At 58.4% G+C, this 19679-nt stretch carries 14 protein-coding genes; 1 reads left to right on the top strand and 13 read right to left on the bottom strand.

Annotation, left to right across the window (positions count from 1 at the left end; genetic code table 11):
- Positions 1-35: 35 nt before the first annotated feature.
- Positions 36-536, top strand: a complete 501-nt coding sequence (locus ZBT109_RS04840; RefSeq protein ID WP_027706107.1) for a hypothetical protein — start codon at positions 36-38, stop codon at positions 534-536.
- Positions 537-735: 199 nt separating this feature from the next.
- Here ZBT109_RS04840 and ZBT109_RS04835 read toward each other — a convergent pair whose 3' ends face one another.
- The 13 genes from ZBT109_RS04835 to ZBT109_RS04775 form a co-directional block, all read right to left on the bottom strand.
- A complete protein-coding gene (locus ZBT109_RS04835; protein WP_084261921.1) occupies positions 736-1395 on the bottom strand; it encodes a LutC/YkgG family protein in 660 nt (219 codons plus the stop codon).
- Positions 1392-2792 carry a lactate utilization protein B gene (locus tag ZBT109_RS04830; protein WP_027706105.1) on the bottom strand — a complete coding sequence of 467 codons (1401 nt, stop codon included), beginning with the start codon at positions 2790-2792 and terminating at the stop codon, positions 1392-1394. The genes ZBT109_RS04835 and ZBT109_RS04830 overlap by 4 nt, the downstream gene beginning before the upstream one ends.
- Positions 2779-3546 (bottom strand): (Fe-S)-binding protein, encoded by a 768-nt coding sequence (locus tag ZBT109_RS04825; protein ID WP_038279444.1) that lies wholly within the window; start codon positions 3544-3546, stop codon positions 2779-2781. Before ZBT109_RS04825 ends, ZBT109_RS04830 begins: the two co-directional genes overlap by 14 nt.
- Before the next feature lie 589 nt (positions 3547-4135).
- A complete protein-coding gene (locus tag ZBT109_RS04820) occupies positions 4136-4435 on the bottom strand; it encodes a hypothetical protein (protein ID WP_027706104.1) in 300 nt (99 codons plus the stop codon).
- Between the two features lie 48 nt (positions 4436-4483).
- Positions 4484-4834: a hypothetical protein gene (locus ZBT109_RS04815; protein WP_027706103.1), complete on the bottom strand. Its 351-nt coding sequence runs from the start codon at positions 4832-4834 to the stop codon at positions 4484-4486.
- A 168-nt stretch (positions 4835-5002) separates the two neighbouring features.
- On the bottom strand, positions 5003-5641 hold the full coding sequence (locus tag ZBT109_RS04810; protein WP_027706102.1) for a hypothetical protein: 639 nt from the start codon (positions 5639-5641) through the stop codon (positions 5003-5005).
- Positions 5642-5933: 292 nt separating this feature from the next.
- On the bottom strand, positions 5934-6131 hold the full coding sequence (locus tag ZBT109_RS04805; RefSeq protein ID WP_027706101.1) for a DUF378 domain-containing protein: 198 nt from the start codon (positions 6129-6131) through the stop codon (positions 5934-5936).
- Positions 6132-6329: 198 nt separating this feature from the next.
- Positions 6330-8375, bottom strand: coding sequence for an exodeoxyribonuclease V subunit alpha (recD, locus tag ZBT109_RS04800; RefSeq protein WP_051524188.1), 2046 nt, complete (start codon positions 8373-8375; stop codon positions 6330-6332).
- Positions 8368-12126 carry an exodeoxyribonuclease V subunit beta gene (recB, locus tag ZBT109_RS04795; RefSeq protein ID WP_027706100.1) on the bottom strand — a complete coding sequence of 1253 codons (3759 nt, stop codon included), beginning with the start codon at positions 12124-12126 and terminating at the stop codon, positions 8368-8370. The genes recD and recB overlap by 8 nt, the downstream gene beginning before the upstream one ends.
- 36 nt (positions 12127-12162) lie before the next feature.
- Positions 12163-12741, bottom strand: a complete 579-nt coding sequence (locus ZBT109_RS04790; protein WP_038279441.1) for a UbiX family flavin prenyltransferase — start codon at positions 12739-12741, stop codon at positions 12163-12165.
- A gap of 50 nt (positions 12742-12791) precedes the next feature.
- Positions 12792-16298, bottom strand: coding sequence for an exodeoxyribonuclease V subunit gamma (recC, locus tag ZBT109_RS04785; RefSeq protein ID WP_038279438.1), 3507 nt, complete (start codon positions 16296-16298; stop codon positions 12792-12794).
- A 177-nt stretch (positions 16299-16475) separates the two neighbouring features.
- Positions 16476-17276, bottom strand: coding sequence for an SDR family NAD(P)-dependent oxidoreductase (locus tag ZBT109_RS04780; RefSeq protein ID WP_051524187.1), 801 nt, complete (start codon positions 17274-17276; stop codon positions 16476-16478).
- 784 nt (positions 17277-18060) lie between these two features.
- The gene (locus ZBT109_RS04775; RefSeq protein WP_051524186.1) at positions 18061-19389 is read right to left on the bottom strand and encodes an MFS transporter; all 1329 of its coding nucleotides are present in this window, start codon (positions 19387-19389) and stop codon (positions 18061-18063) included.
- Between the last annotated feature and the right edge of the window lie 290 nt (positions 19390-19679).

Genomic DNA, 19679 nt, shown 5'->3' with positions numbered 1-19679 from the left:
CTTATCGAACGTTCTTTGTTATACGGAATACCACTATGCAGAATCGCGTCGCACCTTTCTGGCCTTTTTCTTCACGTATCCGCTCATTAGCGGTGAAGGCCGTTGGCCTGAGCATTGGGCTACTGCTGACGGCCACGTCGCAGGCTGCCAGTTGGGACATCAGCGAAGACGTGTTTGATGCCGCTCAGGGGGGCGTTCAGGTCAAGGGGAGGATTTCGGCCGATGAAGATCCCGAGATACTGCTCGGTGGCTACGCGTGCCGAGGCTGCCAAAATGCCAATCCGTTCATCTTTCTGTATCTGCCTGAAGGCCATAGTGGTGATGCGCCCTACCCCATTACCGTCAACGGTCGCCAGATCATGGTGCAGGGCGAAAGCAGTGACAATCCTGAGATCGTGACCGACCAAATTCCCGTCGACACCAACGATGTCAACTGGTGGGCACAGCAGGTAGTGCGCGATGTGCCCCTGAGCGTATCGCTCGATGGCCATGTGTGGCACTTTGCCAACCGCAATGGGCATCGCTTCGTCCGCTAACCCGCCGCAATGAACGCCTGCGGGATGCTGTTCGATCATAAAAAAGACCTGAGCCGCTATGACTCCGGTCTTTTTGAATCCGCAACGTTACGCTCGTCACATTTAGCCGCGCCTTCTCGCGGCCGCCCACTCATCCTCCTGACCGCACTTCAGTTGCTACGTGCTCGCTAGCGATAGACGGTTATATTCCACCCCGCCACTAGGCCAGCGGGCACGCCAGCACATGCAGGCTACGCACGCCCTGTGCACCGCGTATCAAAATGCCTTCGATATCAGCAGTAGCCGAGGGTCCGGACATCAGCACCGCATAGTGCACGGTACTGAAATCGCCGCGTGCATAGGCGGCATGCAGATCGCTGACGATCGCCTGCGGATCAAGCAGTACCACCAAGTGCTGGGCAAGATAACCCAGCGTGTTGGTGCCTAACTCCTCTTCACTCAGCCACACCGATCCGGTTTCTGCGATCCCGAAACGGGCACGCACAATCGCCACATCGACATCATCCAGTGCATACGGGGCTGCATCACGATCAAGCGCCTCGACACCCGTAATGCCTTCGACCGCGCTACAGAAGCGCTGCGCCTGCGGAAACAGCCGGCACACATGAGCCCCCAGCGTTTCTGCATCGGGGCAGGTATCGATAAAGGTGTTATCCCACTGCCCGCCCATCAGCGCCAGCGCTTCTGCAAAGGCAGCAGGCGTCGCCGGAGAACGATGGTCGAATGCTGGGATATCCGGCAAAGGACGTGCCTCTGGGCGGTTGCGCCGGATAGCCGCCAGCATGCTGGTACGTGCATCGGTTGTTGCTACTGTGCCGCTTTCACCGCTGGCGGCGGCCAGTTCCTCTAGACTGTTCATGAGGTATGCACCCCGTGTGGATCGTTGTGCTGACGGTGTTCGACGTACCATTGGCGAAACGACTGCTTAGGCATTGGTGGCAGCTCGCGTCCTTCACACCAAGCATTCAGTGGAGAATTTACCAGCGCAGAAGGCAGATACGGTACGGTGGTATGCATGGCCTTAACCATGCCGCGGTACAGCAATGGGTGCGACAGGATGATACCAGCCGTCTTCATGGCACTGCGCTTAATAAATGGCAGGTCGTGCTGTTCGGCAACTAATTCGCGCCATTTATAGATCTGTTCATGAATGTTGATCTTCACCGGACAAACATGGGTGCAGCTGCCGTTGAGGGTCGATGCAAATGGCAAGGTGCTGTAGCGCTTGAAGTCCATCGTGGGGTCGATAATCGCCCCGATCGGGCCAGAGTACACCCCGCCATAGCTGAGTCCGCCGCTGCGGCGGTATACCGGACAAGTATTCATGCAAGCGCTGCAGCGTATGCACTTGAGCGAATACCAGAAATCCGCCATTGCTAATCGGGCACTGCGCCCGTTATCAACCAAGATGAAGTGCATTTCACCGCCACGCCGTGGCGCACGAAAGTGCGAGGTGTACTGCGTGATCGGAGAGCCGAGTGCACTGCGTGACAGTAGTCGGATGAAAACCCCCAGATCCTGCTGGCGAGGAATGATCTTTTCGATGCCAATCGACACAAGATGCAACGGTGGCAGATTGGCACTCAGGTCAGCGTTGCCCTCGTTGGTGCAGACCGTCACCGCACCAGTTTCGGCGACGGCGAAGTTGCACCCGGTCATCCCAGCCTGCGCGGCGAGCATCAGTGGGCGGGTTGCCTCGCGCTGTCTTTCGGCCAGATAGTGCGGATCATGGTTATCGGGGTCAGTGCCCAGCGTGCGCGCAAACACCTTCGACACATCACGCGCCAGCTTGTGCACGGCCGGCACCACCACGTGACTGGGCATCTCGTTATCAAGCTGCTGAATGCGCTCGCCCAGATCGGTCTCCACCACCTCGATACCGCGCTCCGCCAGATAGGGACGCATATCGCACTCTTCCGTCAACATCGACTTGCTCTTCACCAGCGTCTTGACGCCGTGTGCCGTCAGCAGTTGATGCACGATGCGATTGTGCGCTTCGGCATCTTCCGCCCAGTGCACATGTACCCCATTCGCCAGCGCATTGCGCTCGAACATTTCCAGATAGTCATCAAGATGCGACAGCGCATGCTCCTTGATCTCGGACGCCAGCGTTCGCAGCGCCTGCCATTCAGGATGCGCTTTCATCTGCGCATCGCGTTTCTGACGCAATCCCCACAGATTGCGGTCAAGAAAGGCTTGATTATCGGTCAGCGCCAAAAAACGGCGTGCATTATCGACGTGATCAACCGCGTGCATGAGCCCGCTCCTGTTCCGATACGCCATTTAATACCTGCGCGATATGCAGGAATCCGATATCCAGCCCCATCCGTTTCGCACAGCCTTGCTGATGCATTAAGCAGGACATGTCTGCCGAGACGATGTATTCCGCACCAGCGGTGTGATGATCGGTGACTTTGTCCTGCCCCATTTTTACTGAAACCGGAGCCTCTGTAACACTGAACGTGCCCCCAAACCCACAGCACTCATCGGGCCGCTGGGGCATAACGAACTCAATGCCCGCGACCTTTTCCAACAGCGCCTTGGGCTTAGAAAAGAACGGCTCGTCGATTTCGGTCATCGACGCCTCACGTAAACCACGCAGCGAACTGCAGCTGTTGTGCAACCCGATACGGTGCGGAAACGACGCCCATGGGAACGCTTCCACTTTCAGCACATCATGTAAAAACTCCACCAGTTCAAACGTATTCTGGCGCACATGCTGAACCTCATCCGTCTGCTCAAGGTGGTCCAGATGATGACGAATATGATGAACGCAGCTGGCAGAAGGCCCAACGATCACGTCATATTCAGCGAAGTTGCGCACGAACAACCGTTCCGTGGCCTCGGCGTCCTTATGGCAGCCACTGTTGGCCATCGGCTGTCCACAACAAGTCTGCTTCATGGGATAGCTCACGGAGCACCCCAGCCGCTCAAGCAACTCCAGCGTTGCCACGCCGACCTGTGGGAAGCAGGCATCAATAAAACAAGGGATGAAAAGCGCAACGTCCATAAGCGGTACAAGCCTCCATGCGGTAACAGCCCGCCACCTTCACCGTCGTATTCCCATGCGCCAGCCATGTTCACATTGAACACATGACCCGCGCGTCAGGAGAAGTATGGTGCGCCCATCCCAAGACCTCCAATATATGGAAATTACATTATTAATATTATTTAAATATTGACCCAAATGCCCTATGAGCAACGCACAGATCCCATCTGCAAACAGCGCTTGATAATGGGCAAAAACAATCAAAGCCCACGCAATGCCCGCCCTAGCTAGCGCTCCCAACCGAGTCACCCGCCAGTATGACCGACAGACACTGCGCAATGGAGGTGTGGAGGTGTGGAGGTGTGGAGGTGTGGAGGTGTGGAGGTGTGGAGGTGTGGAGGTGTGGAGGTGTGAAGGTGTGAAGGTGTGAAGGTGTGAAGGTGTGAAGGTGTGAAGGTGTAAAACGGTGGATATTCACTCCCATAGCGTCAATCACTGCGCGGGCGTGGCATCATCAGTAAGCGTAAATGAATCGAGGGCATGGGCCCTGCTTGTCAGCGCTTATGCGGCCTTAAGCGCGCTGTCCCATGCCTTGGCGGCACGTATGGGCTCAATCGCCCAGCGCCTGGATGCTCAGAATCGACGCGCCCTGTCGCGCCAGCGTCAAGGTAGTCAGTGCCGCCGATGAAATGGCATGGCGTTCACATAGGGCAATAATGTCGTCAAGCAGTTGGCGGGCATCGTGGGCATCGAAGCAACAGTCGGCATAGTAATCATGCAATCGGCTCAGCTGGCGGTACTGGCCTGCTGGCGTCAGTGATGAAAACATCGCGTCGTGCCAGCTGTCGTCGATAGGCACCCAGAGCGGTTCATCGGCGTGCTCGATGTACACATACAGATCTAGCGCCATACCGTTCCCCTAAAATAACCTCTTCCCACCAGTAGACAAGCAGGCACCTTATAAATGCGTATCAAACGCGTACAGAGCATCATGCGGACAGCGGAGGGTCACGCGCTCGGCAGCGTTAGGCAACCCATCAATCTCGACAGCCATCAGTGACTGTCCCAGCTCAAGCCAGTATACCGTCTGGTCATTACCATTGCGCTCCAGCGTTCCGGTCAGCCAGCTGTACTGAGGAGCGGTGTCGAACCGATCATCAGCCGTTCGTGCAGGCAAGGCGTCGACGCCCCACGTACAGATATGCGTCATGTCCAGTTCGATATCGGTCACATCGCCGACCGTGAAAGCCGTGTCACCACCGGCACGGCAGTGAAGCCGTCCACATGCTGCCTCCAGTAATAACCGCATGCCCCGCCGATCCTTGACGCAAGCCAGTACCCGTACCTCCATGATGTTCTGCCCCTGCCCCCTGCCATACCGCCAGATGTTCTTTTCCCTACCTTGAATACCGCACCGCAGAACAAGCCTCGTAAATGCAATGTGCGGCGGTTTTTACCTATGCCCAACAGCGGCCGTTCAGACGTACGCCGCGATATTTCTGACGATTAGATACAGCGTAGTGAGGCCACAGGCGACGGCCAGTGCACGCAGTAGGCCGCCAACGATAGCATTAGGAAACTTCAGGCGCGTTTCCAGATACAGCCCCAGCTGGCTGGCTCCCCAGCTACCGAGCGCAAACCATGCCAGCGTTGCGGTCAGTGCGCCCGCGCCATACCACAGACGTCCCTGAATCGGCAGCAGCGTAGACAAGGGGTAGGTCACCAGCAGTTGGTTCCAAACCAGCACCAGCCAAGCATTAACGAGGGTGACCGCGATCGTGATCGCGTCGCGCGGCTGTGGTGCAGGAGGATAGAGCGTGGGCGACAGAGCCAGCCGCTTGCCAAACAGCAACGTTCGCGCCTGCCATGTTCGCCCCCAACGATACACACGAATCCCCAGTAGGCTGACAAGAACCGCAGTCAGCAGGTGCTCCGGACGCACCAGGCGCAGGCAGGCCATGCTGACCACCAGTGTCAGCGCCAGCGCCGCTAGCAGAATGGTACGCATGATGGCGGTCTTCAACGCCGCCTGACGTACCACCAGCAGAACAGGCAACCAACACAGCACGATCGCCAAGCGCGAGTATTCGAGGAAGCCTTCCATCAACATGCTCATGCCTTATCTCCATGTTACGAGGTCGTTGACATGAAAGAAGGCACCCCTCGTTGGGGCGCCCCACCCTGACCGCTCAGGGCAGCTTCTTCTGCCGTTTACGATGAATAATTCGCTATGCTACCGGACATCTCTGGCCCCTCTCAATAACGCAGAGCGTTTTGCCTAAAAGTGCCGTTGTCGGCATCAGACATACATTAACCGCCGTAGAATCAATATGATAACGGTATAAGAATACTCATAAAAAAGGAGCACCCTGAAGGTGCTCTTGATGAACCGGATGCTGACCGCACGGCTATGGCCAGCTTAGCCGCGGGATGAACGAAATGGCATACAGGGCGCTCAGGCCGATCATGACGTAGATGAGGCGAGCGGCAAACGTTCCTGGCCCGAACAACGCGTCGATCAGGTTCAGGCGAATCAGTCCAATCAGAAGCCAGTTGATTCCACCCGCGATCAGCAGTATTTGGGCAATAACCGCAGCACGTTTCATATAGACCCTCCCCTCGCGAGATAACCGTCGTACCTTTAGCGTCATCGCTTCAGCATAGCAAAACTGTTACAACGTGTTAGCTAACGTACTACCAAATGGGAAATTTATCCTTATTGGTAGGCTTGATTACCTTTACTTAAGTGGGTTTATTCTTGACCGCGATGCCAGTGACGGTTTAAGGCATGCGAGCAGCCGGTTTCATGACGATGCTTGCATCCGGTAACAGCGCGTTAAGCGTGCACGCAGATGTGAGGCACGCTGGACGCGGTGGTGAGCGGTACGCTCCAGTACCACCGGATGGGTGGTGGCGATCGAGCAGAAACGCTTGGCGCGCGTGATCCCGGTATACAGAAGCTCGCGGGTCATAATCGGGTTCGGCTGACCGGGCAGCACCAGCAGTACGCGATCGAACTCAGAGCCTTGCGATTTGTGTACCGTCATCGCAAAGACCGTTTCGATATCATTGAGACGGCCCGGCATGATGGCACGCACCGTTCCCTCTTCGGCCGCTGGAAAGAAGACGCGCAGCCGCCCTTCGCTCTGCGGGTCGGGTAGTGCGATACCAATGTCACCGTTATACAGCCCCAGCTGCGGGTCATTGCGGGTCACCATCACAGGGCGGCCGATGTACCATTGCTTGCGGCCGCCGATATGGCCGTCTTTCGTCAGCCGTTGCGTGATCGCCTCATTCATTCCCTCCACGCCCGTTGGGCCACGACGCAATGCGCACAGCACCTGAAAACGATTGAATGCCTGCAAAACATCCCAAGGCGATGCACCGCTACTCACCAGCGCCAGATAAGCGCGGTACTCGTGCGCCGCTCGCTTGATAAGTGCCAAGGGCTGCTTCTCGTTCAGCACGTGGAATTCGATATCGTCGTATCCAGCCTGCCAGCAGGCACGCAGTGCTTTGTAGCTACCTTCATTGACGGCCTTCGCTAGTGCGCTGATGCCGCTGTCCGCTTTAAAGCGATAGCTGTGACGTAGCGTAACAACGTGATCACGCAGCGGCGATGTCGAGGGATCGTCCACAGGGGCACCGACGACTTCCTTCGTCATCAGCTGGCGCTGGCCGCTCAACGCCACCAGCCGGCTGGCGACGTCTGCACTGAACCCTTCGCTGCGTTCACACAGCTCACCTAATACAGCTCCTGCTTCAACCGATGATAGCTGGTCACGGTCGCCGATCAGAATGAGGCGCGCATCGTCCGGCAATGCCTGTAACAGGGCATGCATCAGGTCGAGATCGACCATCGATGCCTCATCGACCACCAACACGTCCAGCATCAGCGGATGCTCACGGTCGTGACGGAAATGGCGCGTGTCGGGACGCGCGCCCAGCAGGCGATGCAGCGTACTCGCTTCGGAAGGAATACTGTCGATCACAGCGGCATCGCATGCCAGTGATGCCGCGGCGCCTGCAATCGAACTGGATAGTCGAGCGGCCGCCTTGCCCGTCGGTGCTACCAGCCGGATATGCAGAGGACGTCCTTGGGTAGCCAACGCCTGTTGCTGTAACAACGCCAGCAGGCGCGTCACCGTCGTCGTCTTGCCCGTGCCGGGGCCGCCAGAGATGATAGTCAGCCGCTGTTGCAGAGCCAATGCGCAGGCGACTCTCTGGTCATCAATGCCGATGTCCTGTGGCGGGCCAAACAGCACGGTCAGTGCCTGCGCTGCGTCAGGCATGGCCGTATCGTGCCGTGTCATGCGCTGAGCCAGATCAAGGGCGACACCGCCTTCGGCTTGCCACATCCGCCGCAGGTACAGGCGCGTGCCGTCAAGCACCAGCGGTGCAGCAGCGCTCAACCGCTCCGGTGCATCGGCATCCGGAACGGCCACGATCAACGAGGCCTGCAGTCTTTCCAACCACTGCGCGAGCAACGCTATGCCGAACGACGGCAGTAACCGTGAAGGCATCACTGTGGTGTCCGTGTACTGCAATGCCCGCCCATCCTGCGGCGGCAGCGACAGCACAGCGTCGGGGTCGGACAGCGCCTGCGACAGGTCAAGGCAGATATGTCCTCTTCCCAGCTGGTGGCTAACCCAAGCCGCCGACAGCAACGCCACGACATCCTGCTCACCGTGTTCACGCAAAAAATGCACAAAATGGCGATCGAGTGTGCGCAGCCAGCCCAATTCGACCCAGTTGGCCAGCTGCTGTGTCAGCACCTCCAGCGGATCGCTGCCCAGTAATGGCGCGGCCGGAACGGTGGGCAGATCGAACAGAGACATCTGGTCAGGCATGGGACACCTCTCGGGACGCTGAAACGCCAGTCAACAGGGCATCCAGACGCTCAATCAGCGCACGGTCTGGACGACGGTAGATCACCCCCTGACCATCGCTGGCCGTCTGGGAACCAATGCCGCGAATGAACAGATACAGCACCCCACCCATATCACGGTCGTAGTCATAGTCAGGTAGCCGGATCGACAGCTGGCGATGCAGCGCAAGGGTATAGAGCGCGTACTGAAGATCGTAGCGATGAGTGATCATGGCGCGGCTCATGCCGTCATGACGGTAATCTTCGCCCTGATCGCCGAGATGGTTGGACTTCCAGTCCATGAGGTACCAGCGCCCTTCGTGCTCGAACACCATGTCTATATAGCCGCGCAGCATCCCGCGCAGTGTGCCCGCCGTCAGCTCAGGGTAATCAGCCCCTGTCCACGGCTCCATACTGCGCAGCACCCTGTCCAGAGTGCCGATGGACACCTCTGCGGTGACGGGCAGCCAGAACTCCAGCTCGGCACGCCACTGGCGGATAGCCGCCAGCGTCAGCGTAGACAGCTGAGGGTGCAGCGGCGTCTCGACCAGGGTCATCAGCCATGCATACAGTGGATCGCCCCAGCCCTCTTCATAGCCCGAACGTGCCAGCGCGCGCCCGATATCAACACGCAGCGTATAGCTGTATTCCACGCTTTCGAGCTGATCGAACTGCACGTTCTGTAGGATGCCATGTAGGAACGTCCCCGCCTGCGGCCCCCGCGGGAAGTTGACGATCGGCCCTAGCGGCGGCGCAGGCCGCGGCGTTTCTTCATTCAGCACCTCGCGGTCTGAATCCACCATGCCGGCTTGACCGTCAGGGTCGAGCGGCACGTCACTGTGCAGATCACGCACCAGCGCAGAATACGATGCAATCCACCAACGGCGGTCAATCTGACCGGAGAAGGAGCGCGCTTCTAGCGCGGTGGAAGGCGGCTCCTCCTGCAACAGTGCGTTAGCAGGCAAGGGAGCTGGCAGTGGCAACATCACAAAGGTCGGTGTGTCGCATAGCGCCTGCAAGCGCTCCCGCACGACGGTACCGTCCAGTAACGGCTCCATGTCCTTGCCCGTCACCTGACGCTCAGCACCGCGCAGCAGCAGGTTGCCCAGCGCGCTCAGCGCCAGCGTAGTTTCATTGCTGCTCGGCCGACTGCGCCCCTTGAACAGCGGTGCAACGCCAAGACGGCAGGCGTGACGCGCGCGGGTGAGTCCGACGTACAGCAAACGGATATTCTCATCAAGGCGCGCGCGATCCGCTCGTTCCCATAGCGCACTGGTCGCCTCGTAGGCCACACTTCTGCGCCCATCATCACCGGTCACGGTGCACGCCTGATGCTTGTTGCCCGCTTCAGGGCGGTAATCGCAGACGAAGGGCAGATAGACAATGGGGTATTCCAGCCCTTTTGACTTGTGGATGGTGATGACCTTGACCAGTGCATCGTCGCTTTCAAGGCGCTGCACCAGCGACTCAGGGTCCATATCGCTGTCGAAACGCGCCGCCAGCGCGCGATGCAACCAGCGCAGCACGGCCAGCTCACCGTCCAGCTGCTGGCTGGCGGTCTGGGTCAGCTCGACCAGATGCATGAAATCGGTCAGGCTGCGTTCGCCATCGCTGCGCCGCAGCAAGCGTGCACTGATATCGAAGTGCTGCATGATCCGCCGCACCATCGCCAGTACCCCCACCTGCTGCCAGTCACGGTGGAACGTATCAAACTGCTCGGTCAATCGCTCCCAGCGCAGTTCATCGTCGATCAGGTGTGCCACTTCATCCAGACTATCGCTCATCAGGCGAGTGCCCATAACACTACGGATGCGGCCATCGTCATGCGGGTGAGCCACCGCTTCCAACAGCTGTAATAGCCAGAACGCTTCGCGGGTCTGAAAGACCGAACGCTGTAGGCTCAGGTAGACGCTGCGAATGCCAACCTTGCGCAACGCGTCCTGCACCCGACGCGCTTCGCTACCCGTACGCACCAACACGGCAATATCAGCCGGCCGCACGGGCCGCAACGCGCCATCTGACTGACGAAAGCCCGCGTTGCCAAGCTGACTGTCATGCAGAAGCTGCCAGATATCATGGCACGCGGCATCACTCATCGTGCGGCTGTATTCACCGCTACGCATAAAGTCGTCGCTGTCAGGAAACCAGCAACCCAGTGCGGGCGCAGGCTCACCTTGCTGTTCCAGCACTTCGTCTAGCCCTTGCGCCTCGACTGACACAAACGGAATGTCGGGGTGACGGAAGGGTTCATCGGCAGCCGAGAACAGGCGATTAACCGCATCAACCATGACCTGAGACGAACGGAAGTTGCGCGCCAGCGTGTAGCGGGTAGTGATATCGCGACGAGCGCGCAGATAGGTGTTGATGTCCGCATTGCGGAACGCATAGATCGCCTGCTTGGGGTCACCGATCAGCAGCAGCGCCGTTGCACCGGCGAACTCGGCATCGGCGTCCTGATAATGCTCACGCGCGGGATACAGTCGATCGAAGATACGGTACTGAACCTCATCGGTATCTTGGAATTCGTCGATCAGCGCTACGGGCAGTTCGGTGCGAATGCGCTTAGCCAGTCGTCCACCCATCGGTCCTTGCAGCGCGTCGTCCAGCGCATTCAGCAGATCGTCGAAGTCCCAGACCCCATCGGCCTGTTTGCGCCTCATCAGCGCCGCGGCTAGTCCATCGCGGGCATGAGCCAGCATCAGTGCTTCCAGCGGATAGTCATCACTGCGGCAACGGGCATCGCTCCACGCATCCAGCGCATCGAAGAACGGATGCTGTGGCGGCGTGCCGCCCTTCTTGGTCGCCTGTGCGAGTCGCGCTGCACTGCACCACGCCTCACCGCTGGTCATCAGCAACGTAGCAGGCCATTCCCCACCGTTCTGGGCCCATTGCGCCAGCGCTTCCCCTTTGCTTTCCAGCTGCTCAAGCTTGAACTGGTTCTTTTTCAGCTGACCGCTTTCTATCCCCTCGCGCAGCAGTACCAGTACATCGTCCTGATAGGCAGTCCGTGCCGCAGCCAGCGCTTCGGCAGCCCGCTGCTGTGCATGAAGCGCAGGCAGCAACACCTCACGCAGCGAAGCGGGTGCATCAATAGGCTGGTCTTGCCAAATCAACGGCTGAGGACGCCCGCTGGCCAGCAGCGGCCGCAGTCTATCGCCCAGTGCCTGTGGTCCTGACCAGCACTGCTGCACCAGCGCCTGCGCATCGGCCGGCAACGGATAGAACTCGCGCCGCCAGTAGTCTTCCAGTTCCTGATCGAACAGTGCCTGAGGATCAGCCAGCAGTTCCGCTTGAAACGGTGTCCCGCTATCGAACGCATGCCGTTTCAGCATGCGTTGGCAGAAGCCGTGAATGGTGAAGATGGAAGCGTCGTCCATCATGCGCATAGCCTGATCAAGCCGCAGCGCATTGCGGGCCTGCTGCCCTTCCGGCAGCGAATCAAGGATCTTCTTCAGTACAGGATCAGGCGTACTGTGGCCCAGCAATGCATCGCGTGCATCACGCAGCCGTTGGCGAATACGGTTTTTCAATTCATCCGTCGCCGCTTCGGTAAAGGTCACCACCAAGATGTCTGGCGGCATCAACGGCTTGACGAAGGCAGCCTCGCCACCGTGTCCCAGCACCAGCCGCACGTAAAGGGCCGCCAGAGTGAAGGTCTTGCCGGTACCGGCACTGGCTTCGATCAAACAGCGGCCACGCAAGGGCAGCGTTGGGATATCAAGCGGTTGCGTCATGTGCGCCTCGACAGTAGATAAAGGAACAGCACGGCCTCAGCCGCGCGGATTCCAGCGATGAACACCGGGCACATCCAGATCGAACAAATCGAGCACACGCCCGACGGTATGGTCGATCATGTCGTCCAGCGTCTCGGGACGTGCATAAAAACTGGGCACCGGTGGCGCAATGATCACTCCCAGTTCGGACAACTGGGTCATATGGCGCAGATGACCGGTATGCAGCGGCGTTTCACGCACCATCAGCACCAGACGGCGGCGTTCCTTCAGCACCACATCCGCAGCGCGGGTCAACAGCGTGGAAGTCGTTCCTGCGGCGATGTCGGACATTGAGCGCATTGAGCAGGGAGCCACTACCATGCCCATGGTGCGAAACGAGCCGCTGGCGATGGAGGCCCCGATCGAGCGTTCGTGATGCACGACGTCCGCCAACGCTTCGACCTCTGGCACGCTCAGATCGGTTTCCAGCGCCAGCGTCTGTTTGGCCGCCGCGGACATAACCAAGTGAGACTCGATGGGCAGTGCCTGCAAGCGTTCCAGCAGACGCACGCCGTAGCAGATGCCGGAGGCACCCGAAATACCAACGATCAAGCGCAAGGGGGAAGTGGCGGTCATCAACAGCAGTTCCTTTGTTCTCTTAGGGGTAGAATTAAAGGTATGGCCGCTTACAGATGCTGCTCAGCATCGACTAGACGCGCGACCAGTGGGCCGTACAGACGACGGCTCAGCGGCGCAAATCCATCGGCCAGCAGATCATCAAAGGTCGGCCACAGCTCGCCTAGCACCGGATGCTGGTCGCGCAGCGGCGCGCGGCGTTGATCGCCGCAGAAGGTCTCTTCTTCATAGCGATCGCGGCACGGCTGCCAGAGTGGGTCGTCCGCCGCCAGCGTATCCTGCTCGGGTGCGCTGCCGTCAAGGTAGGTAAACGCCAACGAGCGATCCACCGGCAGCGGCCGCTGCCAGCCCTCTTCCATCACGGCAAGCCATTCAATCAGTTGCTGTTCGGCCGCCAGCGGGGTAATCGCCGGCAAACGCAGCACACGGTCTTCGAACACCCAGCCGGGGCGCACGGATCGCCCTGTCGCTAGGCTGGCCAGCAGCGCTTTCACCTCGTTCTCGAACAGGCGATGCGGTTTCTGCAATACGGGCAGCCCTTGGCGTGAGAATACGTCGCCATAGTGGGCGGGAGCGATCTGCCAGCAGTGCAACTGCCCGTCTTCATCTTGCTGAAGCCCTTCCAACACCGCCTCAAGCCAGCGTGTCTGCCCAAGAGCGTCCTGCCATGACCAGCGCAGCACCTGACGCTCCAGCGTTACTAACCCTTGTTGTACCTGCCGCCAGCGGTCAAGCTGCACGGTCAGCCGCGGTAGCATGCCGCGCACCAGCGCGTCACCGAACCCGAGCAGCGGCAGTTGTCCTGCCCGCTGCATTCTGGCTACCGCCGTTTCGAGAGGCTCTCCTGCTCGCGCCCCTTCCAACAAACGCCGCTTGAAATCGAAGACCTGAAGATTGTCCAGCGTGAAGGGTTCAGCGTCTTCCTCATCCACCTCTGGCTCACGGTAGTGAACGCTCAGCCTTGCCGCCAGACACAGCGTGGAGGGTGAACGCAGCAAGCGCAGCAGCCCGTCCTGTGATAGCTGGCTATCAGCCAGCGGTGCGGGTGGCAGTGTATGCGCTTCCTTCGGCAGCAACGGCCGATGTGCCACGTTCAGCGCCGCGGCCCAGTGCTCGTCATAGGTGTACAGCTGCGGTTCGCGGCCTTCCAGATAGCGGTGCGAGAACGGCTGAAGTGGGTGCTGCTGAGTCAGCCAATCAAGCACATGCTCGCCCGTATCCGGGTCATAAGGATGTTCGGCATCATCGGGCAGACGCCAGCCCTGCGCGATCGCATCGCGCAATTCGCTGATCAGGATCGACGGCGAATGCGGGCTTCCCCCACGCTGATCCTGTCCGACCCACGAACAGGTCAGACGTGTACGCGTTGCCAGCAACGCCTCCAGCATCAAATAGCGGTCATCATCGCGCCGCGAGCGGTCACCCGGTTGCGGATAGACCGCCATCAGATCGAAGTCCTGCGCTGGGCGCGTACGTGGATAGTCACCGTCATTCATGCCCAGCAACCAGGTGTAGCGGAACGGGATGGCACGCATCGGCATCAGCGTAGCGAAGTTGATGCTACCGCCCAGAAAGCGTGGTGCTAAACCGTCGTCGTCAATGATATCGCTCAGCGCGGCGCGCACGATGCACAGCGCTATCGGTTCATCGAAACGCGCACTGTCGCACTGATCTAACCAATCGTACACGGCACGCGTTAGGCGCTGACGGATATCGAATTCTTCTGCTGTGCGCGGTGCAAACACGGCATCGTAAAGGTGTGCCAGCCGCTCTGCCCACTGGGTCGGCGGGCACGGCTCGGCCATCTGCTCGGCAAAACGGTCAAGGGTATCCGTCACATCCATCAGACGCCCGACCAGCTCGGCATCCAACCCTTGAATCTCATCGTACGGCTCAATGTCGGCAAAGGCCTCGCCTGCGGCTTGGCTTTCACCGCCCACGGCGTAACCCAGCAACATTCGCTCCAGCCCGAAACGCCAGGTGTTGTTGGCTAGCGCCGGAAGTCCCAACAGCTCGCGATGGGCTTCATTCAACCCCCAACGCACACCGCTGCCCGTCACCCAGCGCGCGATACGCGGCAGCGCACTGGCGTCGATACCGAAGCGATGGCGGAAGGCAGGAATGTCCAGCCAGTCCAGCAGCTCACTGACCGTCAGCCGCCGTTCAGGCAAATCAAGCAACTGTAGGGCACACACCAGTAGAGGGTGAGACCGCGAGGCTCTGCGGTCAGCAATGCTATAAGGCATCCAACGGGCATCGGAGCGGTCGTACTGACCGAACACCGCGTCGATCAGCGGCGCATAGCGGTCGATCTCCGGCACCATCACTACGATATCACGCGGTTTCAGCGTTGGATCCTGCTCGAACGCCGCCAGCAGCTGGTCTCGCAGAATTTCGACTTCACGCAGCGGTGAGTGTGCCGATACGAACTGCACCGAGGTATCATCCAGTGCCAACAGACGCGGGCCATGACCGGTATCCAATCGCTCACGCGGATGCGCCATATCCAAAATGTCCTGCTGAAGCTGCTGCAACAGTGACGCATCAGGCCCGGAAGCCCAGTCTAGGAAGATATCGTGATCAATGTCGAAGCCCTGCTCAGTTTCGAACTCATAGAGTGCCGCAATGAAATCGCGCCCCTGTGCGCCCCACCCTGCCAATAGCGGATTGGCACGCAGGTGCAGCTCGTCGGGTGCAAGCGATTCCAGCTCAGGATGCGGCTGATGGCGCGCACGCGCCAGCGCCCGGGTCTCGCGCCGCAGCGCCTCACGCTCACCCACAATATCGCCCCAGTAAAACCGGCACGGGTTCGTCACCAACAGATAGATATCGGTCACCGAAGCGATGGCCTGCAATGCCTCCAAAATCTGCCATGGCAGGCTGGAAATACCGAAGATGAAGATACGACGAGGAATGCCCGCTGGCCGCTCGGTCAGCTCAGCTGCCCGCTCGCGGAAGCGGCGATGCACCCACGCGCGGTGAAAGGTACGTTCTTCCGGCGTGACATCATTGAGCAGCATACGCCACAGTACCGGCTGCCAGCGCTGGTCATCATCCAATCGAATAGCCGTTTGCTCGGTACGCTCGTATGCCCACGCCGCCATCCAGTCGGGGCGGTACAACAAATACTGGTCGTACAGATCGGCGAGACGTTCGGCCAGCTGATGAAGACGCTGATGCGAAGTCGTGTCGCTGACATGCTCATGGCGACGCAGATAGGTCGCCAACGGTGCATATACCGGCTCGTCGACCAGCTGCGGTAGCAGGCGCATTAACCGCCATACCAGCGCCTTGCGATCGAACGGTGAGCGTTTAGGTATCGTGTTTCCCAGCACGGCGCGATAGGCCTGCCAGATGAATTCCGACGGCAGCGGAAAGGCCAGTGATGCCGCAACGCCTTCCCGCTCGGCGATACAAATACGCAGCCACTGCGCCATCCCCTTGGACTGCACCAGAAAGACATCGTCTTCCAGCGGTGAAAGCGGCTCGCGTTCGACCAGCGACAGCGCCAGATCGCGCAAATCCTCGATATGGTTGGCATGAATAACCGAAAACATAGACACCTGCTGCCGAAGGGAAGGAAACCGAAGATGGCGTAGCGGTCACACCGGCATTGTCATCGCAATCCGGTAACAACACATTAGCCATGTTCCCATAGCTTAACATCGCCACGAAAAAACCGAGCGCGATAATGCCGCTCGGTTTGAGGGAACAACGATCAGGCCCAGAAAAGGCTATTCATCGACCGCGTGGTCCTTGCGCTCGTCGTAGCGCACCACGTTCTGACTGTAGCCACCGTCGATGTAGAGCGTTGTGGCGGTGATATAGCGTGCATGTTCGGAGCAGAGGAAAACGATCGGGTCCGCGATGTCATCGGTAACGCCGACGAAGCCCGCAGGAATCCATGCGTGGTACTTATCGCGCCCGGTCTTTTCGATATCGTCACGGTTGATGTCGGTTTCGATTGCCCCCGGGCTGACCCCAACCACGCGAATGCCATATTCACCCCACTCGACCCCAGCAGCGCGCGTCAGCATCTTCAGCCCTGCTTTGGCAACGCTGTAGTGAGACACCCCCTTGCGCATCACTTCATCGTGGATCGACTGCATATTGATGATGACCCCACCGCCACTCTTCTTCATCCGCAATGCCGCCTGCTGCGCACACTGGAACGGCGCCGTCAGGTTGACCTGTAGCAGCCCCTGCCAGGCTTCCAGCGGTAGCTCTTCCAGCGCATAGGTATTCTCATAGCCCGCATTATTGACCAGAATATCGATCTGCGGAAACAGCGTGTCAAACTGCTCGAACACTTGGGTAATGCTGGTGGGATCGGAAAAGTCACCGACAATTTCGCGCACTGTGACGCCATACTGCTCGGACAGCTCGGCCGCCATTGCTTCAGCCCCTTCATGGGGCGTACGGCAATGCATGGCGACATTGGCCCCTGCGGCGGCCAGTGCATGAACCACCTGCGCCCCGATGCCACGATTTCCGCCCGTTACCAACGCGTTCTTACCTTTCAGCGTCACGTCCATGACAGCTCCTGTCCTGATTGTCCTAAGGGATGGCGAATAAGAACAGGCCGAGCACTCCCGCTCGACCACAGCTTATCTTTTCTTAGGACAGTATAAGAACAAAAGTGCATCTTGCTTCAAACCGAATTGCCTCATCCCCCCCAATGCGACCAAGAGGCGTTATGCCCTTAAGCAAGTGTTCAATAATCTCACTCAACGGTGTGATGAAAACCGCTGGCATGGAAGGAGATTACTGCATAAGAGAGCCGCTAACGGCACCTACATACCGGCCTGCGCCGCACCGACGATAGGTATTCTTTAAAACGCAGCCGGGAAAGTAACGGGGCTCATTGGCGATGAGAAATATGATGGAGAAACGGCCATCACCACAGCATGCCAATAGCTCACGATGCGGCTAACAGAACAACGTGCCATACCAATTAGTGCGGCCAGCATGCGGCTCATGATCAGATGGCATAAACCATGCTAAGTGCATGTTTCATAACGCTAATACCCGTATCACTTAAGGGACATCAAACCACACATTGCGGTAGAAACCGTCTATTATAGACAGGGCAAAAGCGATCACTCAGGTTACGAAACAGCCTCTAAATACGACGCCCAAATCGTAAAACAGCGTAAGCGGCTCAGCGCTTTCGGAAACAGGGAAATAACCGTACAACAAATACGGCATATACCGCGGTACACATATATAAAACATATAAAAAACGCGCTTATCCAGAGGATAAGCGCGCTCACCATACGGCAATGATGCAAGAGGGATGGCACTACATCGCACCATGCCTCAGATGTAGCGACGAACGCCCTGTCGAGTCAGTACGGCACCAATCACGATACCCATAAGGCTCAGTGCACAGATGTACACTACCGGAGCCCACGTCATTTTGGTGATGACCATGGTCAACAGGATCGGTGTGGCACCACCGAATACCGCATAGGCCACGTTATAAGAGAACGATACGCCGCTGAAACGAATTTCAGCCGGGAAGATGCGCACGATCAATGCAGGAATAACGCCAATTATTCCAACGAAGAAACCGGTCAAGGCATAGGTCACAAACAGCAAGGTGTCACTGTAGGCCGACATGGCTGTGGCATAGAACGCGGTAAAGGTGACCGCCACCCCCACGCTGAACGTGGCCAGCGCGCGCCCTTCGCCCACACGGTCAGCCATAAAGCCGGACATCAAGCACCCGACACAGGTCATGATAATGGCAACCATATTAGCCAAGTGCATGGTGCCGTCGCTCAACGTATGCGTAAGGCGCGGCAACATGTTCGGCAACATTAACAGAATAACAACCACGACCCCGGTCAACATCCACGTGACCAACATCGACAACCCGACCGCCTTGCCGTGCTTAGCCAGCACTTCTTTCAACGGCAGACGCTTGTCTGCGCCTTTGCGTGCCTGAATACGTGCGAATACCGGCGTTTCCTGAAGATAGCGACGCAACCACAGCGTGACCAACCCCAACACACCACCCAACAGGAAAGGATAGCGCCAGATTCCTAAGGTGATCTGATCCGCATGCGAGTAAATCGCATCGCAGATCACCACCACAATCGAGCCCATCAGAATACCGAACACCAACCCGCACGACAGTGCACCGCAAGCCAACGCTACGTGGCGCTTCGGCGCATGTTCGGCCACGAATACCCACGCTCCGGGCGCTTCACCACCGATGGCCGCCCCTTGACACACGCGGAAGATCAGCAACAATACCGGTGCGGCATAACCGATCGTGGCATAGGTCGGCAACAGCCCAATAAGGAGTGTCGGCAACGCCATCAGCAGGATGCTGAACATGAACATCTTCTTGCGTCCGATCATGTCACCGAAGTGTGCCATCACGATGCCGCCCAGCGGACGCGCCAGATACCCCATGGCGAAGATACCAAAGGTCTGCAGCATACTCAGCCAGCCCGGCATGTTCGCCGGGAAGAACAGCGTCTGTACCGCCGATGCAAAAAAGACATAAATGACGAAGTCGTAGAACTCAAGCGCACCGCCCAGTGCAGACAGCCCCAAAATCTTGGCGTCCTCAGCACTGAGTCGGCGTGTTTCATCAGGCGTCTTTGCCTCAGCCTCTATTGTTGTCGCAGTTGTCATGGACGCACCCATCTATAAGAATTATTGCCGAAACATGAACAAAGCAGGCATTTGATGCTACTCATGCTCTACATCGCACTATTCAACAAAAGTATCATGATGCAAGATAGCATGTCATTGCGTTTTTACATCAATTCACAGCATAAAAGCGCGACTCGCTAGCATATTATTTCAACAAAGTGAAAATCACTGGAATATATCGTCCTTGCCTACTCGCATCGCTAACCCCACCTGACGCCAGCCACTGCCCCAGTAAAAGCACCATGCCCCACCGCCAACGCGGATCGCTT

The organism is Zymobacter palmae (genome assembly GCF_003610015.1).
GTDB classification, from domain to species: Bacteria; Pseudomonadota; Gammaproteobacteria; order Pseudomonadales; family Halomonadaceae; genus Zymobacter; species Zymobacter palmae.
This window is presented reverse-complemented; position numbering and strand designations above follow the sequence as displayed.

What these genes read in the sequence shown, in the direction of transcription:
- ZBT109_RS04830 (WP_027706105.1), bottom strand. Translation starts at nt 2,792, where the DNA reads ATGCACGCGGTTGATCACGTCGATAATGCACGCCGTTTTTTGGCGCTG.
- ZBT109_RS04840 (WP_027706107.1), top strand. Translation starts at nt 36, where the DNA reads ATGCAGAATCGCGTCGCACCTTTCTGGCCTTTTTCTTCACGTATCCGC.
- recB (WP_027706100.1), bottom strand. Translation starts at nt 12,126, where the DNA reads ATGACGCAACCGCTTGATATCCCAACGCTGCCCTTGCGTGGCCGCTGT.
- recC (WP_038279438.1), bottom strand. Translation starts at nt 16,298, where the DNA reads ATGTTTTCGGTTATTCATGCCAACCATATCGAGGATTTGCGCGATCTG.
- ZBT109_RS04825 (WP_038279444.1), bottom strand. Translation starts at nt 3,546, where the DNA reads ATGGACGTTGCGCTTTTCATCCCTTGTTTTATTGATGCCTGCTTCCCA.
- ZBT109_RS04805 (WP_027706101.1), bottom strand. Translation starts at nt 6,131, where the DNA reads ATGAAACGTGCTGCGGTTATTGCCCAAATACTGCTGATCGCGGGTGGA.
- recD (WP_051524188.1), bottom strand. Translation starts at nt 8,375, where the DNA reads ATGCCTGACCAGATGTCTCTGTTCGATCTGCCCACCGTTCCGGCCGCG.
- ZBT109_RS04790 (WP_038279441.1), bottom strand. Translation starts at nt 12,741, where the DNA reads ATGACCGCCACTTCCCCCTTGCGCTTGATCGTTGGTATTTCGGGTGCC.
- ZBT109_RS04815 (WP_027706103.1), bottom strand. Translation starts at nt 4,834, where the DNA reads ATGCGGTTATTACTGGAGGCAGCATGTGGACGGCTTCACTGCCGTGCC.
- ZBT109_RS04820 (WP_027706104.1), bottom strand. Translation starts at nt 4,435, where the DNA reads ATGGCGCTAGATCTGTATGTGTACATCGAGCACGCCGATGAACCGCTC.
- ZBT109_RS04810 (WP_027706102.1), bottom strand. Translation starts at nt 5,641, where the DNA reads ATGAGCATGTTGATGGAAGGCTTCCTCGAATACTCGCGCTTGGCGATC.
- ZBT109_RS04775 (WP_051524186.1), bottom strand. Translation starts at nt 19,389, where the DNA reads ATGACAACTGCGACAACAATAGAGGCTGAGGCAAAGACGCCTGATGAA.
- ZBT109_RS04780 (WP_051524187.1), bottom strand. Translation starts at nt 17,276, where the DNA reads ATGGACGTGACGCTGAAAGGTAAGAACGCGTTGGTAACGGGCGGAAAT.
- ZBT109_RS04835 (WP_084261921.1), bottom strand. Translation starts at nt 1,395, where the DNA reads ATGAACAGTCTAGAGGAACTGGCCGCCGCCAGCGGTGAAAGCGGCACA.